At 38.4% G+C, this 13,423-nt stretch carries 13 protein-coding genes and 1 riboswitch; of the genes, 3 read left to right on the plus strand and 10 right to left on the minus strand.

The window, feature by feature from the left end; all coding sequences use genetic code 11:
• Positions 1-377: 377 nt before the first annotated feature.
• From BT1A1_RS01495 to BT1A1_RS01500, 3 genes are all read left to right on the plus strand, one after another.
• Positions 378-1,547: a pyridoxal-phosphate-dependent aminotransferase family protein gene (locus tag BT1A1_RS01495; RefSeq protein ID WP_034767339.1), complete on the plus strand. Its 1,170-nt coding sequence runs from the start codon at positions 378-380 to the stop codon at positions 1,545-1,547.
• 161 nt (positions 1,548-1,708) lie between these two features.
• Positions 1,709-1,849: a hypothetical protein gene (locus BT1A1_RS18985; RefSeq protein ID WP_162835917.1), complete on the plus strand. Its 141-nt coding sequence runs from the start codon at positions 1,709-1,711 to the stop codon at positions 1,847-1,849.
• 386 nt (positions 1,850-2,235) lie between these two features.
• The gene (locus tag BT1A1_RS01500) at positions 2,236-2,571 is read left to right on the plus strand and encodes an MGMT family protein (RefSeq protein WP_034767340.1); all 336 of its coding nucleotides are present in this window, start codon (positions 2,236-2,238) and stop codon (positions 2,569-2,571) included.
• A 234-nt stretch (positions 2,572-2,805) separates the two neighbouring features.
• On the opposite strand, the gene BT1A1_RS01505 is transcribed toward BT1A1_RS01500, so the two are convergent.
• The 10 genes from BT1A1_RS01505 to BT1A1_RS01540 all read right to left on the minus strand — a co-directional run bounded on the left by BT1A1_RS01505 (position 2,806) and on the right by BT1A1_RS01540 (position 13,422).
• On the minus strand, positions 2,806-3,744 hold the full coding sequence (locus BT1A1_RS01505) for a magnesium transporter CorA family protein (protein WP_034767342.1): 939 nt from the start codon (positions 3,742-3,744) through the stop codon (positions 2,806-2,808).
• Between the two features lie 248 nt (positions 3,745-3,992).
• Positions 3,993-4,154: a hypothetical protein gene (locus BT1A1_RS18365; RefSeq protein WP_156103136.1), complete on the minus strand. Its 162-nt coding sequence runs from the start codon at positions 4,152-4,154 to the stop codon at positions 3,993-3,995.
• Positions 4,121-4,585, minus strand: coding sequence for a hypothetical protein (locus BT1A1_RS18370; protein ID WP_156103137.1), 465 nt, complete (start codon positions 4,583-4,585; stop codon positions 4,121-4,123). The genes BT1A1_RS18365 and BT1A1_RS18370 overlap by 34 nt, the downstream gene beginning before the upstream one ends.
• Positions 4,586-4,612: 27 nt before the next feature.
• Positions 4,613-5,554: an SDR family NAD(P)-dependent oxidoreductase gene (locus BT1A1_RS01510; protein WP_034767344.1), complete on the minus strand. Its 942-nt coding sequence runs from the start codon at positions 5,552-5,554 to the stop codon at positions 4,613-4,615.
• Positions 5,555-5,732: 178 nt separating this feature from the next.
• On the minus strand, positions 5,733-6,302 hold the full coding sequence (locus BT1A1_RS01515; protein ID WP_034767346.1) for a TetR/AcrR family transcriptional regulator: 570 nt from the start codon (positions 6,300-6,302) through the stop codon (positions 5,733-5,735).
• 241 nt (positions 6,303-6,543) lie between these two features.
• Positions 6,544-7,698, minus strand: coding sequence for a cation:proton antiporter (locus BT1A1_RS01520; protein WP_034767349.1), 1,155 nt, complete (start codon positions 7,696-7,698; stop codon positions 6,544-6,546).
• Positions 7,699-8,135: 437 nt separating this feature from the next.
• Positions 8,136-9,200, minus strand: coding sequence for a ribonucleotide-diphosphate reductase subunit beta (locus BT1A1_RS01525; protein WP_034767352.1), 1,065 nt, complete (start codon positions 9,198-9,200; stop codon positions 8,136-8,138).
• A complete protein-coding gene (locus tag BT1A1_RS01530) occupies positions 9,152-9,598 on the minus strand; it encodes a flavodoxin (RefSeq protein ID WP_034767354.1) in 447 nt (148 codons plus the stop codon). Before BT1A1_RS01530 ends, BT1A1_RS01525 begins: the two co-directional genes overlap by 49 nt.
• 53 nt (positions 9,599-9,651) lie before the next feature.
• On the minus strand, positions 9,652-11,916 hold the full coding sequence (locus tag BT1A1_RS01535) for a ribonucleoside-diphosphate reductase subunit alpha (RefSeq protein WP_034767356.1): 2,265 nt from the start codon (positions 11,914-11,916) through the stop codon (positions 9,652-9,654).
• Positions 11,917-12,033: 117 nt separating this feature from the next.
• A riboswitch (cobalamin riboswitch) is annotated at positions 12,034-12,217 on the minus strand.
• Between the two features lie 329 nt (positions 12,218-12,546).
• Positions 12,547-13,422: a metal ABC transporter permease gene (locus tag BT1A1_RS01540; protein ID WP_034767358.1), complete on the minus strand. Its 876-nt coding sequence runs from the start codon at positions 13,420-13,422 to the stop codon at positions 12,547-12,549.
• Position 13,423 lies beyond the last annotated feature (1 nt).

Raw genomic sequence — 13,423 nt, forward strand, 5'->3', positions numbered from 1 at the left:
CATGTAAAGTAATATTCCATCGGCCATCAAACTGTATTCAAGGAGCGGCAACATAGCAGCTGACCAAAGTTAATCGTAATTGTGCTAAATAACATTTGATAAAAATAACCTGACCCGGTTCTATTTTTCAGCCGGGTTTCTTTTTGAAAAAATTTACTGTAAGGGGTAATTAGCAAATTATCAATTGGTAAAATTCTAATGCTTTTCGATTATTTTTTTGTTGGTAACCAGAAACATGACGCACAATTTTTTGAAAAAACCAGCTATAAAAATACCAGATTTAAAAGGGTTTTCAGCCGTACATATGGAATATATTTAGTAACTGGGACTTTGAATTAAACTGAAATCAGCGAGAAAATGGAATGGGGGAAGTAACGATGCCGAACAAAGAGATGTTATTAGTACCGGGGCCGACTCCGGTGGTGGATTCAATCTATGAAGCGATGGCGAAAGAAACATGGGGACATACAGATCCGAGGTTTGCACATATTTTTAAGCGGGCCATTGAATCGACAAAAGAAATGCTAAAAACAGATGGGGATGTTTTTATTGTTGCCGGGTCTGGAACCCTCGCAATGGAAATGGCACTCGTAAACACAGTGGCGGCCGGGGAAAAATTATTAGTCATTAGTCACGGTTATTTTGGCGACCGGTTTATCAAACTAGGGCAAGCGTATGGGATTGATATCGATGTGTTACAAAGCGAATGGGGGAAGCAGGTGTCCCCGGAAGCTGTTGAAAAAAAGTTAGCCGGGGCAAATTATAAAGCGGTAACCATTACCCATGCTGACACTTCAACAGGAGTAGCTGCGGATCTGGATACACTGCTGCCGATTATCAAAAAGCATGGAGCACTTGTCATATTGGACGGTGTTTGTGCAACCGGTGCAATGGAGGAGGATATGAGCAAATCCTACGGTGGTCCTGATGACAAAATTGATGTTGTTTTGACCGGTTCGCAAAAAGCAATTGGTGTGCCACCGGGACTTGCCATTGTTGCCTTTAATCAAAGCGCATTAGCCGCACGTGAAAAACTGGCGAAGGTTCCTGCTTATTATTGTGACATCTATAATTGGCTACCAATTATGGCGGATCCGACAAAGTATTTTGCCACACCACCAGTGAATATGATTTATGGTTATGCCGAGGGAATCCGTCTTGTTTTGGAAGAAGGTATGGAAAAGCGGTACGCCCGTCATAAAGCATATGGAAAAGCAGTCCGAGCAGCTTTAACAGCATACGGGATGAAGCCATTAGCCGAGGAAAAAGCGGCTGCCGCAACATTAAGCTGCATCCTTTATCCGGATGGAATAAAAGATAGCGAGTTCCGCTCCAAACTCGCCAGTAAAGGGGTTGTCGTAGCAGGCGCACTGGCTTACCTTTCCGGAAAAGCATTCCGTATTGGCCATATGGGTAATACTACGAAAGATATGTTGGAAGAAGCAATCAAGTTAATTGGAGAAACTTTGATTGACTTAGGTCATCCTGCAAATATAGAAAAAGCGCTAACATTATTTGCAGAGCATTTTTCAACATCTGTGCGATAAGTATTGGTTTAATTTTGCGCTTCCGGTCAGGAAATCTCCGGCCAGGATATGTCCTGTGATATTGAAGATAAACAGGCATTTTCACAGTTTTCTCTACTTATACACATGAAGTATTTAAAAATAGGGAAAACTTTTCTTTGATTATGAAAGGAGGAAGTTTCATGACAAAGAAATACAATAAAGGAAGTAAAAATCAAAATTCACCAGAATTACATGGACAAACGCCGGTTAGTGGAGATAATAGCAAGGGAAATAAACGGAATGTAAAAGAACAAATTGATAAAACGGATGATGAAAATTAAATTATATTTGCTTATTTTTTGCTAATAGCAGAAGTAATGCGAAAAGCCGACTTTCGAAATAGGAGTCGGCTCCCTTAGGTTTCAAATAAGAAAAGTAAAATTTTATAGACACTAAGAATAAAAATAACATAACGCCATATTCGTTAGCAGCCTTTTTTTGTATAATAAACTTGATTTTCTAATACATAATGATTGGATAGGTTTGTATCTTTTGTTATCAACTTTCCTTGGTTTCGTGGTTAAAGCAATAACTGGGTTTGGCAATACTTTGTGATGGGGTCGTTGTTTTCCTTCGCTGTGCCTAACCGGGTAACGACTTATTCCAACAAAATTATTTTTACTAGGGAAAAACTTACGAAGCCGATGATTTTATAGGTGGTATGAAAATGAACAAGTTTACCGAAAGAACAATTAAGATTATTCTCTCAATACCTGCAGGCAAAATAATGACATATGGTCAAATTGCCAGACTTGCCGGAAATCCGCGGGCAGCTAGGCAAGTTGTCCGTATTTTGCACGCAATAAGTCATATCCATCATCTCCCATGGCATCGTGTAGTCAATGCAAAAGGTGAAATTGCAATTAAAGATGACGAATCAAGATTTATTCAAGTTGCATTGTTAAAGAAAGAAGGGGTCGAGTTTGATGGGAATGGCCGGATTTTAATGGAAAAATATCTCAACGAACCGGACGAGATTGATTTCAGGGAGAAAGGCTCTTGAAATTAGTTTTGCACATAATTCCATACTCAATGTACTGCCTAGATTGAATTTTTAATATAACCCCAAAATTTAAAGAAGAAACAGCAATGCACCACTTAGATTGACTTTCGAATATAACCCCCATATTCAAAGAGGAAACAGCATTGGACTGCTTGGATTGATTTTTTGAACTTAATCCCACACGCATTAATCACAAACAGAAAAAACCGGGAACAATGCCCGGTTCTTCTTTTGTCAAAAAAACTTCTTTTTCCAAAAAATAACTGCTGTCACTGAAGATAAAACAAAAGACAAGATGATCGCAAATAGGAATGAATGTTGGTAATTTTGGAAGGGAATTGCAACGTTCATCCCATAAAAACTTGCAACCATTGTCGGAATTGCCATGATAATCGTTATGGACGTCAATAATTTCATGACATTATTCACATTATTTGATATGACTGAGGCAAATGCGTCCATCATACTGCTTAAAATATTCGTATACGTATCGGCCATTTCGATCGCCTGTTGATGTTCAATAATGACATCTTCCAACAGTTCTTGATCATCTTCATACATTTTTAAATAATTGCCTCTGAGTATTTTTTGCATTACATAATTGTTTGATTTCAAGGAAGTTGTAAAATAAACTAAGCTTTTTTCTAAGTTTAATAACGAAAAGAGTTCTTTATTTTTCATCGATTCATGCAGTTGTTTTTCAATTGTGTCTGATAGTTTGCTGATTTGTTTTAAATACTTCAGGTAGGAGGTTGCCATGAAATACAGGATTTGTAAGGAAAATCTTGTTTTTTTGTAAGTAAAGAAGTTTTTAAGTTTATTTTTTGTGAAACTTTGTAAAATCGGATTGTCTTTTAAACAAACAGTGATGAAGCAACCTTTTGTAAAAATAATGCCCAATGGAATGGTGTCATAAATCATATTATTATGCTCATCCATGGAAGCGAGGGGAATATTGACAATAATCAAGATGTTTCCTTCATCCTTTTCAATCCGGGAACGTTCCTCTTCATCCAATGGATCCTTTAAAAATTCAATTGGTAAATCTAATTCGTTTGATAGTTTAATAATTTCCTCTTCTGTAGGTGAAATTAAATTGACCCAACATCCTCGGGTAATTTCATTTTTTTCCTCCAGAACGCCAAGTTCATCGGATAAATAAATTTTTAACATTTTCTTACCTCCTCATTTTCGAGAAAGTCAAAAAATGCCCCCAAGTATAGTTGAATTTTTATCAGTATTCAACCATGGTTGGACCGGGCAATTCATGACTTTCCCGTTAATCTGTCCGGGTCTGGGGTCGTCGCTTATTTGACTACTCATAAAAATTCAACTCCTTTTTTCATCGATACGAAAGTACTATACTATCATACCCCCATAAATCTTGGTTGTAAACAGTGGGTTTAAAAAGAGGTTTTCAATTACAGAATCGGTAGCGCCTTGCCAAAAATTAACGACGAGAAGGGATCTCGTCGCCAAAAAATGCGGTTTTGCGGCTCAAAAAGACGACGAGAAGTGGTCTCGCCGCCAAAAAAGTAGTTTTCGCGCTTCAAAACGACGACGAGAAGTGGTCTCGTCGCCAAAAAAGAAGGTTTCCCGCCTCCAAACGACGACGAGAAAAGGTCTCGTCGCCAAAAAATGGGCTATTTCGGCACAAAACGACGACGAGAAAGGGTCTCGTCGCCAAAATATAGTGTTTTCCGTCTAAAAACGACGACGAGAAGTGGTCTCGTCGCCAAAAAATGCGGTTTTGCGGCACAAAACGACGACGAGAAGTGGTCTCGTCGCCAAAAAGTGAGGTTTTCCGGCACAAAACGACGACGAGAAGTGGTCTCGTCACCAAAAAAGGAGGTTTCCCGCGCAAAAACGACGACGAGAAGTGGTCTCGTCGCCAAAAAGTGAGGTTTCGTGGCACAAAACGACGACGAGAAGTGGTCTCGCCGCCAAAAAGTGGAGTTTCTCGACTCAAAATGGTGACGAGAACAGGTGTCATCGCTAAAAATTGCCATTTCACGCCTCAAAAATGCCGACGAGAACTATATTATACTTTTACCGTTCCTCTCATATAGTCAATCGTTTGTTTCAGTCCATCATAATAAGATGTTCGAGGTAGCGGGCCGATTCGTCTTTCAAATTTTTCGCCTGATAACACAACCGGATCTTCATTCAAGTAAAACAATTCAACTACTTCACGCATCATTGGGTTAAATAATCCGAGCATTTGAATCATTGATTTTGTAACCGTAAAGACTTTTTTATTATATCCGGTTAACTCTCGAATAATCTTGACTATTTCCTCTCCTGTAATGACACTGTGTCCGGGAATATTCCACTCTTCCCCATAGCTTGTTTCATTTAAGGCAAGTTCCACCAGCGCTTTAGCACCATCCGGGGTGAAAATGAACTCTCTTGCAATCTTTTGATTCCCTATGTAGATGGACGGTTTATTTGCCAAGGCCCTCTGTAAGGTATAATGAAGAAGTGTATTTTCAGCATTTGGTCCATAAAAATCAGGAAAGTGAGCAATAAAAGATTTATTATTTGCTTGCATGACCATGTTTGCCACTTGAAGTCGAATATTTCCCTTCTTCGTATGTGGATTTTTCGGTGTTTGTTCATTTACCTTTATACCGGGATTCTTCCCATATGCATAAATATTATCAACCAAGGCTAATTTAATGTTCTTCGTTTCGGTAACTTGAACAACTTGACCGATAAAGTTGACAAGTTTTTCTTCCCACTCAGGATAGGGAATATTTGCTGCTTGAAAAATAATGTCCACATTTGCTGCAGCTTCCATCAAATCCTCTAATTTAAAAATATCACCTGTAAAAATCGTTACATTTTGCTTAGCACTGAAAAGTTTCTCTAGCTTCTTTTTTGTCCGTGCAAAAGCGATAACTTCGATTCCCCTGTCAGTCAACTCGTTCACAATAGAATACCCCATACCCCCGGATGCGCCCAAAACTAATGCTCTTTTCATAAAGATTCCTCCTAAAATTTTATTAACCACTGGTCAAATGTTATTAAAAAAATTTGTAATCACCCCAAAAGCCCATTATTCAAAAAAGAACGCTCAATTTACAATGTATTGAAACTCGATAAATCTAAATAACATTATTTTTGACGAAATTTTCCAATAAAATCTTTGGGGGTGCTAATCACAAAATTGATTTCAACAAAAAGTTGACATGAAACTGAGCTAATTGTTCCACTTCATTATAAGAAACAACATGGCGAATATAATGTGTCACAAATCCGTGTAAGGAAAGGAAGATACACCAAATTTCTTGAATCGATAATTTTCCATCACTTAGTAGAGATAATGCTTGGGCAAATTTATCATAACTTTTATTTGGTCCCTGATTAATAAAGTTTAATACATCTTCTTCTTTAATTAAAAACATGATTTCGTAATGATTTTGATAAGTTAATCCAAATTTAATAAACCCTAACATAATTTTTTTCAATTTTTCTGTGGAATGGAGATCTTCATTCATAATATGATCTAAAACCTGGTCTAACATTTGAAAATGTTCTTCGACGAGTGCATAAAATAGCTCTGCTTTATTTTTAAAATGATAGTAAATTGCCCCATGACTGCAATTCAATTCTTTCGCAACTTGTCTCATTGATACATGTTGATAACCTTTTGTCACAAATAATTCCCGTGCCCGGTCCATAATCATTTCCCTTGAAAGCTCTTGTTCAGCGGATTTTCTTGGCGCCATTATTATCCTCCTTATTAACCACTGGTCAATTAAAGTTTAGTTGAAAATATGAAAATTGTCAATTAAATAAATCGATAACCTTTTACTTTGGTACAGCCAATAAGTAAACAATTTTCTTCTCAACCGCAAAGACTATGCTTTGAAGGACCCAACCAGCTATACGTAAAACCTAAAATATGAACGTATAAGAAAGTCAGCAACTATAGTCATAGATGCTGACAACCCCATTTCAAGAATCAAATTAGTTACGGACTGATTGTGTTTGGTTTTTTGATTGGAAAAACCATTTCATCATTGGGGGTGTAACAACGGTCGTTATAATAACAACAGCGATGGACGAAGCATATAAATCTTGGGTAATTAAATTTGCTGATAAGCCCATTGTCGCTACGATTAATGCAACTTCACCCCGGGAAACCATTGCCGAACCAATTCCCATTGAGCTATTCCAACCAAATCCGGATAGTTTAGCACCCAGCCCCGCACCTACAAATTTAGTTAAGATCGCCAATATACTAAGGAGAATAATCGTACCTAAATGATCGAGAATACCTATAAACTCCGCCGAAATACCAATATAGGCAAAAAATACGGGAACAAAAATCGAGTAACTAATCGTTTCCACTTTTTCAAAAACTTCATGCTTGAATTTGGTCAGGCTAATGGCTATACCGGCAATATAAGCTCCAATAATATTAGCAACCCCCGTGTATTCAGCTGCAAATGAATAGACAAAACAAATAAACAAAGCAGTTGAAATTACCGTTTCACTAACGGGTAACTTGGTAAAATGATTCATTACCCATGGGACTACTTTCCAAGCAATTACAATAGCTACAGCAAAGAACAATACTTTCTTTATTACTAATGTTGTTAACGATATATCCCCGCCACCAACAAAACTCATTAAGAAGGCTAAAATGATCATGACAACAACATCATCAATAACGGCTGCCCCTAATATAGTCGTACCTTCAGGAGTTTTTAACTGATTCAGTTCTTTTAGGGTTTGAACAGAAATACTTACACTTGTCGCTGATAGCATAACACCTAAAAACCAAGATTGTAAGTTCGTTAAATCCATTATTGCTCCTGCAAGATATCCTAAAAATAACGGGACGATAATTCCGCTGAAACCCACAATGGTTGATGACTTACCGGAACGTTTAAATTCATCAAGATCCGTTTCTAGTCCGGCGATGAACATGAGCAGGATAACACCAATTGTACTGAATGTTGATAGTGTATCTGACGCGCTGATTAATCCGAATACAGAAGGCCCTAATAAAATCCCGACAATGATTTCTCCCAATACGGAAGGTTGACCAAACTTTATACTCAGGCTTCCCGCAAGTTTGGCTGCAAAAATAATAAGTGCTAATTGAAGAATAAACATAAGATTCCACCTTTCCCTATTTTATTAAAATTCCCATCTACCTTTTTTGTAAACCCGAAATCTTGCGCAGGGGGCTTAAGATCAGGATAAAAACATACAAAAAGAGCCTGTTACTAAGGGTATACTTATCCCTTGGTGACAGACTCCTCCTAATTGTACTTCTACATATTCAATTGTATTTCTATATTCGTTTCGTTTATATATTGGTATCCTATCATAAAAAATCAAGGAAATAAAGTAAAAAACAATCTCTTTAATGGATGCTCATGAAAAATCTGGATTACAATCGGTATAGTGAAAAACATTGACTAATCAACCAAAGTAATCCTCGTTTAGAACAAAGACAATGGTCCATTATTCGCGGATCTGAACGCCCACCACCTCCTTAAACAATCAGAGGAGTGTAGGAGATAGGCTATTTGTCACTTTTTATATAATTACAACTCATCAAACCCGTTCAAATCCCCGACTTTGGTGTATTGGCGGGATTTTTGTTCAAAAAAGTCGGTTTTTGTATCATCGAAATTGTCAATATAGGCACGGATCCATTTCATCGGATTTTCGGTATGATCCGAATATAAATCACTTAATCCCAATAAACGAAGCATTTTGTTGGCTCGGTATTTAATATAGCCCTCCATTTCCACTAAATCAATCCCGTCAATGTCGGACAAAACATAACGACTCCAAATCGTTTCTTGCTCAACGGCATATTGAAACTGTTCATAAACCCAGTCGGTAAATTGCTCTGTATTATACGCAGGGTTTTCCGCCAGTGTTGCTCGAAACAGCTCGCTTATAAATTTACCGTGCTGCAATTCATCCCGATTTATATAAGAAATCATTGTCGATGTACCGACCATTTTTTGCTGTCTTGCCAAATGATAAAAGAAGGCAAAACCGGAATAAAAGAATAAACCTTCAAGTAAAGAGCTGTAAACCATCGTTTTTAACACATGTATAATGGTCGGTTCAGCCGCAAAGGTATTATATACATCCATAATTCGTTCATTCCGTTTTAATAAAACCGGATCCCGCCGACCGGTTTCAAATGATTCCAATTGCCGGTCAAATGTCGTAACCGATGACAACACATAGGCATAACTGTGATTATGCTCGCTTTCTTGGTCGGCAATTGTTGCCATAATTGATTTTACCGATGGATCGGTGGCAAAATCGGCAATCCGCATCGCAATATCGGTTTGCGGTCCGTCCAATGTAGCCAATAAGCCAATAATCTTCAAAAAAGCTTCTTGTTCGGCCTCGGAAAGTTGGGGAAATTGTTTAATGTCATGCGTCATATCGACTTCACTTGCCCGCCAGAATAACGCGCGAATTTGTTCCCGATAATCATAGAAATGCGGATAAGCGAGATCATTCCAATTTAATATTCCGCTTGCTTTTCCGCCAAACAAAGCCGTCGATTTATTTGGATTTTCCGGTTCTAAAACTTTTACTTTATTAAGTATTGCTGACAATAGTTGACAACTCCTTCTGTCCATTGGATTACTTTCCCTTCTTGGGTACCCCGCGGACTTTGTTCAATTTTTAACGGAGGCAGGGGGGAAGCATAAAACTTCGCCAATTTGTCCGCAGCTTTACAAAACAAATCATCCCCGCCAAATTGTGTGTCACCGGTGCCAAAAACAAAGACATTTTCCGGTTTATAGCCCAGTTGATAAACAAAGTCCTTAACGATTTTGGGAGTAGCTCCTTTTGCCCATGTAAAACTCCCCAAAAACAGTGCATCAAACATGGAAGGGTCCGGTATCGAGAGGTTTCGATTTGTGATTCGATACATGTCTACCGTTGCCCCTTCTTCCGATAAATTGCCGGAGATTAGTTCAGCCACTTCTTTTGTATTCCCGCTGAAACTTGCATAGCAAACCATAGCGCGCATTCATTGTCATCTCCTTCAATATTTGTCAATATGATTCAAACAACATTTAGAAATTAAGAGGCACACCATTCGCACTCCTCGATATCCGTGGCGGTTGAACGGACGTAATAGGTTGACTTTAACCCTGATTTCCAAGCTTGTAAGTGTAAGTCCAGTAAAATTTGCGCTTTAATTGTATGCGGTACATAAAAATTAAATGAAATTGATTGATCAATATGGCGAGTGCGCGCTGCATTTTGCTTAATTGACCAGCGTTGATCGACAATATATGCGGATCGCCGATAAATATCATATGTTCGATGGTCCAAGTCAGGAGCAACAACCGGCAATTTATAATCTTTCTTTTCCTCATAGTAAAACGGTTTAAAGATCGGGTCGATACTCGCTGTAGAGCCGGCGATAACCGACGTACTTGAGTTCGGTGCGACTGCCATCAAGTAACCGTTACGAATGCCGTATTTTTTCACATTAAGCATAATGTCGTTCCATTTCCCGGCGTTGTCTCCGGTCAGATAGCCTCGATCTTGGAAATAAGCTCCTGTCTGCCAATCACTACCTTCAAAAAGTGGATACGCTCCTTTTTCTTTTGCTAAGTCTGCGCTGGCCTTTATTGTCAACATGGCAATTTTTTCATATAATTGATCAGCCAATTGAACAGCTTCATCTGATTCCCAATGAATCCCTTTAAGCGCCAATAAATGATGCCAGCCAAATGTACCGAGTCCGATAGAACGATATTTTTTATTCGTGGCCGTGGCCTGTTTGACTTCAATTGTGTTCAAATCAATGACATTATCAAGCATCCGAACTTGAATCGGAATGAGTCGATCAAGTACATCGTCCGGAACGGCTTTTCCCAAATTGACTGAGGATAGATTACATACAACCATATCGCCAACTTTTTTATAGGTAATGATTGTATCGCCGTCAATCGTTTCATTATATTGAACGGTTGGTGACATATTTTGCATAATTTCGGTACAAAGATTGCTGGAATAAATCATGCCGGCATGTTTATTTGGGTTTTTTCGGTTTACCTCATCCCGATAAAACATAAACGGCGTACCGGTCTCAAGTTGTGACTTCATCATTCGTATCATAATTTGGATCGCCGGAACTTTTGTTTTCGAAAGGGCATCATTTTCTACACACTGAAAATATTTTTTTCGGAATGAACCTTCTCCTTTTTTCTCATCATAAAAATCTTCCATGCGAAATCCCATGACTTTTTCCACTTCAAGCGGATCAAATAAGTACCAGTCTCCTCTTTTCTCCACTTGTTCCATAAAAAGGTCAGGAATACAAACACCGATAAAAATATCGTGGGCACGCTGTCTTTCGTCACCATTATTTAATTTCAGGTCTAAAAAGGAAAGAATATCGGCATGCCAAACATCAAGGTAAACGGCAACAGCTCCTTTTCGCCGCCCAAGCTGATCGACACTAACCGCTGTGTTATTCAGCTGTTTAATCCAAGGAATAACACCGGACGATGCTCCTTTAAACCCTTTAATGGAACTTCCTCGACTCCGTACTTTCCCAATATAAACGCCAATTCCACCACCACTTTTTGAAAGTCTTGCTACATCGGTGTTTGAGTTATAAATATCAATCAATGAATCTTCTACGGTATCAATAAAACAACTGGATAATTGACCGTAAGAGAGTCCGGCGTTTGCCAAAGTCGGGGTTGCCACAGTCATATACAGATTCGATAATGCCCAGTAAGCTTCACGTACGAGTACAGAGCGTAATTCTTTCGGTTCGTCTTGCATAAGAAATAAAGCAATCGTAAGCCAACGTTCCTGAGGTAATTCATACGTATTTTTCTCATGGTCCGTGACTAAATATCTCGTAGCTAATGTGTGTAAACCAATATAGTCAAAAAGAAAATCACGTTCCGGCTCAATGATTTTTGCTAATTCCATGATTTCTTGTTTTGTATATTTTTCTAGTATTTTTGGAGAATAAATGCCTTTATCAACGAGTATTTTTTGTAAATGGTAATAGTCTCCATATTTTTGTTCTGCCGGATAGCCGCGGTTCTTGCTTGCTTTTTTATACAGCTGGTCAAGATAAAATCGTGCAGCTATATAGGACCAGGCACGATTTGCTTCATCAACGTTTTCAAGCGCAGTGGTAATGAATAATTTCGTTAATTGATCGGAGTTTATATTTTTCTTGAATTCAACACTTCGAAAAATTTTTTCTTTATACTCGGTTGTGTCAATGGCGGGAAAAGGGTTTGTCATTTGATCAATGATGGCCGCCAATTCTTTTTGATTGATTCCTTCATGTTCTAGTGTAGTTGTTGCCATAAAATCATCCTCCAATTAAACTAAAAAAATCCGCTCAAGGGAAGCGGATTAAACGATAGAAAGAAGCATACATAAAGTATCTTACTATCGTTTCATCTCCTTATCCCCCGAAGAATTGAAACTTGAACAAGTTATGGCAGGTCTCCTGACTTATGCTTCATCCTACTTAGATTCCTTCCCGCATCAAAGGAGATGCAGTGGTTTATATCCTTTCGTCGCAGTTACAGTTGCGGGGACAGTTCCGGATTTTCACCGGATTCCCTATTAAGCTTCTAAAAGCACCTTAACTTGCTAGTTTTCAATATATTGTGTATTTAATGGACTGGTTAATACTTTATATAGTATTGTAATGATAATAACATGAATTTGAATTGAAGGCAACAACTGGAAAACGAATGATAGAAAAATTCTTTTCCTGATTGATGGGCAGTCTTTCGCATACATAATATTTGTATTTAAGATAAGCTACACTAATTTCGAGTCATAGTTTTTACAGACAAAACAATTATTCGAACGGAGACCACTGAAAAAGTGCGTAATAATCTTGCTAAACACCGTATTTAGATATATTATCGGGTTTTATCATACTATATATGTTAGTATATCTTTTTAAATAGTTTTTCAATGGCCTTATTCGAACGTCTCTTCCGGCTTTAAATACTTGGCAAGCAAACCATGTTTTGGCGATAATAAGTAACTGGCTAAAAAGATAAGCCCGGTTGCAAATGCCATAGACCCGGAAATAGAAGTATCAATCCAAGCAGCAATAAAATATCCGATGACGGCGGAAGCGACTCCAAATAATCCGCTGATAACAAGCATCATGTGCAGTCGATCGGTCCAAAGATATGCGGAGGCTGCCGGGGTAATTAACATCGCAACGACCATAATCGCCCCAACCGCGTCAAAGGAAGCCACCGTTGTAATTGAAACCAGACTCATAAACAGATAGTGCATAAAAAGAACCGGTATCCCGACACTTGCGGCAAGTCCGGGATCGAAAGTGGTAATTTTCCATTCTTTATAGAAAGCGATAATAAATAATAAAACAACAAAAAACACGAGAGTTAAGATGGCTGCAGCTTTTGGAATGCTTCCCACGATTGGCAACGTAATTCTATTCCAGGGAATAAATGTGATTTCCCCCATTAAAGCATGCTGGACATCCAAATGGGCATTTCCGACAAAAGCTTCAATTAAAATAACCCCGATGGCAAAAAGGGTTGTGAATACAATTCCAATGGCCGCCTCTTGTTGCACATCTAAAGAGTTGAGCCATTGGACAAACAAGGCGGTCAAAAGTCCTGCAATAATGGCACCGATGAGCATATGGACTCCGGTCAGTTCTTGCGTAATAATAAATGCAACAACAATACCAAGTAAAACGGTATGGCTAATAGCGTCAGCCATCATAGCCATTTTCCGTAAAATTAAAAAGACACCGATCAAACCGCATGATAAACCGACTAAAGATGCTGTCAAAATAATCCAGGCGGTGTATGTCATT

The organism is Caldibacillus thermoamylovorans (genome assembly GCF_000751775.1).
GTDB classification, from domain to species: Bacteria; Bacillota; Bacilli; order Bacillales; family Caldibacillaceae; genus Caldifermentibacillus; species Caldifermentibacillus hisashii.

Bases quoted from the DNA above. Each gene is read 5' to 3' on its own strand.
- BT1A1_RS01495 (WP_034767339.1), top strand. From the start codon at position 378: ATGCCGAACAAAGAGATGTTATTAGTACCGGGGCCGACTCCGGTGGTG.
- BT1A1_RS18985 (WP_162835917.1), top strand. From the start codon at position 1,709: ATGACAAAGAAATACAATAAAGGAAGTAAAAATCAAAATTCACCAGAA.
- BT1A1_RS01500 (WP_034767340.1), top strand. From the start codon at position 2,236: ATGAACAAGTTTACCGAAAGAACAATTAAGATTATTCTCTCAATACCT.
- BT1A1_RS01505 (WP_034767342.1), bottom strand. From the start codon at position 3,744: ATGTTAAAAATTTATTTATCCGATGAACTTGGCGTTCTGGAGGAAAAA.
- BT1A1_RS01510 (WP_034767344.1), bottom strand. From the start codon at position 5,554: ATGAAAAGAGCATTAGTTTTGGGCGCATCCGGGGGTATGGGGTATTCT.
- BT1A1_RS01515 (WP_034767346.1), bottom strand. From the start codon at position 6,302: ATGGCGCCAAGAAAATCCGCTGAACAAGAGCTTTCAAGGGAAATGATT.
- BT1A1_RS01520 (WP_034767349.1), bottom strand. From the start codon at position 7,698: ATGTTTATTCTTCAATTAGCACTTATTATTTTTGCAGCCAAACTTGCG.
- BT1A1_RS01525 (WP_034767352.1), bottom strand. From the start codon at position 9,200: ATGGACAGAAGGAGTTGTCAACTATTGTCAGCAATACTTAATAAAGTA.
- BT1A1_RS01530 (WP_034767354.1), bottom strand. From the start codon at position 9,598: ATGCGCGCTATGGTTTGCTATGCAAGTTTCAGCGGGAATACAAAAGAA.
- BT1A1_RS01535 (WP_034767356.1), bottom strand. From the start codon at position 11,916: ATGGCAACAACTACACTAGAACATGAAGGAATCAATCAAAAAGAATTG.
- BT1A1_RS01540 (WP_034767358.1), bottom strand. From the start codon at position 13,422: ATGACATACACCGCCTGGATTATTTTGACAGCATCTTTAGTCGGTTTA.